Origin of the sequence: Acidovorax sp. HMWF018, assembly GCF_003061035.1 — a bacterium.
GTDB classification, from domain to species: domain Bacteria; phylum Pseudomonadota; class Gammaproteobacteria; order Burkholderiales; family Burkholderiaceae_C; genus Acidovorax; species Acidovorax delafieldii.
Map to the genome: position 1 here is coordinate 1272 of NZ_QAIM01000446.1, position 2779 is coordinate 4050.

The window sequence follows — 2779 nt, forward strand, 5'->3', positions numbered from 1 at the left end:
GCGCATCACCTTCATGACGCTGGGTCGGGGCGATGGTCTGCTGGGCATGGCGCCCCAGGGCAAGCTGGGCCCGCGTGGTGACAGCGTGACGCTTGTGCAGATTGACTGGACCTACCGCACCGACGATGGCGCCACCTGGCAGACGCCGGCCCCCACCTCCATCCTCAACGCGCGCCCGGCCCCGGTGCAAGACCTGTTCGACACCGGTGGCCCGGTGCTACGCATGCAGCGCAACCTGGCCGCCGAGGCCGACGCCATGGACCGCGTGTGGGACCTGGGCCTGACCCCTGTAGACCCCAAAAGCCTGCAGTGGCGCCACCGCGCAGCCGCTACCACGCTGGGCCCTGTGTGGACGCTGGCGCAGGAGGCGCACTTTGGCGACTTCTGGGCCGACGTGGTTCCCCAGTTGCGAACCGAGGGCTGGAGCGTGGTGGTACACCCCGGCTTTGCGCACGAAAGCGTGCCTGTGTCGCGCTGGAAGCTGGTCATCGCCCCCGACACTGGCGAGCTGCTGGCCAAGGAAGTCGATGGCCCGCTGGGCACACGCCAGCGCCCCCTGCAAAAGCTCATGCTGCCCGAACGCGAGGGCGCCTGGCTGCTCAGCCTGGGCATCGAGATCGACGGTGAAACGCTGGACCTGGCCCCCATGCTGGCCGACCTGCTGCGCCGCGACGCCCGCTGGCTCAACGCGCGGCAGATGGCCGCCATCGATGACATCGCCATCATTTCGCTGCGCGCGCCCGGCGGCAAACGCATCGAGGCGCCTGCCGGGCCACTCAAGGCCATCGTGGGCGCCATGGTGGACTTGCTGACCGACCCCACCCGCAAACAGCTGAAGGACGGCGACCCGCTGCGCCTGGGCGCCTGGGAGGCGCGCCGCATCGAGGCCCTGCGCGCCGGGCTCGTGCAGGTGCACCGCGTGGGCACGGTGAACGGCTGGAACAACGACTGGCAGTTGCAGGGCGACGTGGGCTTGGCGCAGCTCGCCAAGCGCCTGCGCTCTATCGGTGCGCCCCAGCCGGTGGCCGCACCGCAGGGCCTGCAGGTGCAACTGCGCCCCTACCAGCTTGAAGGCCTGGCCTGGCTGCAGTACCTGCGCGCCCAGGGCCTGGGCGGCATCCTGGCCGACGACATGGGCCTGGGCAAAACCGCACAGGCGCTGGCCCATGTGCTGACCGAAAAGGAGGCCGGGCGGCTGAAGCGCCCGGCGCTGGTGGTGCTACCCACCTCGCTCCTCTTCAACTGGCAGGCCGAGGCCGCGCGCATGGCACCAAGCCTGCGCGTGCTCGCCCTGCATGGCGCGGACCGTGGCAAACGTTACCTGCGCATCGCTGACCACGACCTGGTGCTGACCACCTATCCGCTGCTCTGGCGCGATGTGGAGGCGCTGGCCGCCGAGCCCTTTCACTTGCTGATCCTGGACGAGGCCCAGATGGTGAAAAACGCCGGCAGCCGCAGTGCCCGCGCCCTGCGCAAGCTGCAGGCGCCGCACCTGCTGTGCCTGACCGGCACGCCGCTGGAAAACCACCTGGGCGAGCTGTGGGCGCAGTTCGACTTTTTGATGCCTGGCTTTCTGGGCGATGTGCGCAGCTTCAACGCCCGCTGGCGCAAGCCCATCGAGGAGAACGGCGAAACCCTGCGCGCCCAGCTGCTGTCGCAGCGCGTGCGCCCCTTCATCCTGCGCCGCCGCAAGCAGGACGTAGCCACCGAACTGCCGCCGCGCACCGAGACCATCCTGCGCGTGCAGTTGCAAGGCAAGCAGCGCGAGCTGTACGAGGCTGTGCGCACCACGGCCGACAAGCAGGTGCGCCGCGCACTGGAGCGCCAGGGTTTTGAAGGCTCGCAAATCGCCATCCTGGACGCGTTGCTCAAGCTGCGCCAAGTCTGCTGCGACCCACGATTGGTCAAAGGCACCACGAAAACGGCGCACTCGATGGAGCGCGCCAAGCTCGAACTGCTGGCTGACCTGCTACCCGCCCTGGTCGATGAAGGCCGCCGCGTGCTGGTGTTCTCGCAGTTCACCGAAATGCTGGGCCTGGCAGCCGAGATGCTCGACACCCTGGCCCTGCCCTACCTCACACTCACCGGCCAGACGCCACCCCGCCAGCGCGGCGTGGTGGTGCGGCAGTTCCAGGCGCAGGGCGACGCAAGCGCCCCCATCCTGCTGGTCAGCCTCAAGGCTGGGGGCCTGGGCCTGAACCTCACGGCCGCCGACACCGTGATCCACCTGGACCCCTGGTGGAACCCCGCCGTGGAAGAACAGGCCACCGCACGCGCCCACCGCATCGGGCAGGACCAGCCGGTGTTTGTCTACAAGCTGGTGGTGGAAGGCAGCATCGAAGAGCGCATGCTGGAGCTGCAGGCCCGCAAGGGCGCGCTGGCCCAGGGCGTGCTGGGGCACGATGCCGAAGGCGCAGTCAAGTTCAGCGAGGCCGACCTGCACGCACTGCTGGCCCCCTTGACCGAACCGGCCAACAACCCGCTGGGCATCCCCGGCGAAGACGCGCTGCGCTGGGGTGGCACAGGCAAACGGCGGCCCCGGCCGCTGCAGCCACCTGAAACCTGAGTTATGGGCGTTTTTACCTTGTAGCTATAGTAAATCATGCGCTGACAGCTATCAATAAGTGAGCAAACTCATCCGTGCGGGGAGCCTTGCGCAAAAGCGCAGAATTCGAAAGCAAGCTTCGGAGTGCGCCCCACGGCCTCCGTCCCTAGAGTGCATGGCATTGCAACCCACCTAGTGAGCCCTGCACCATGATGAATGTGACCGCCCTTCTTT

At 68.0% G+C, this 2779-nt stretch carries 1 protein-coding gene; it reads left to right on the forward strand.

The features are described from left to right. The coding region (locus DBR23_RS18410; protein WP_108499176.1) for a DEAD/DEAH box helicase at positions 1-2566 on the forward strand (2566 nt) is incomplete at its 5' end. Between the last annotated feature and the right edge of the window lie 213 nt (positions 2567-2779).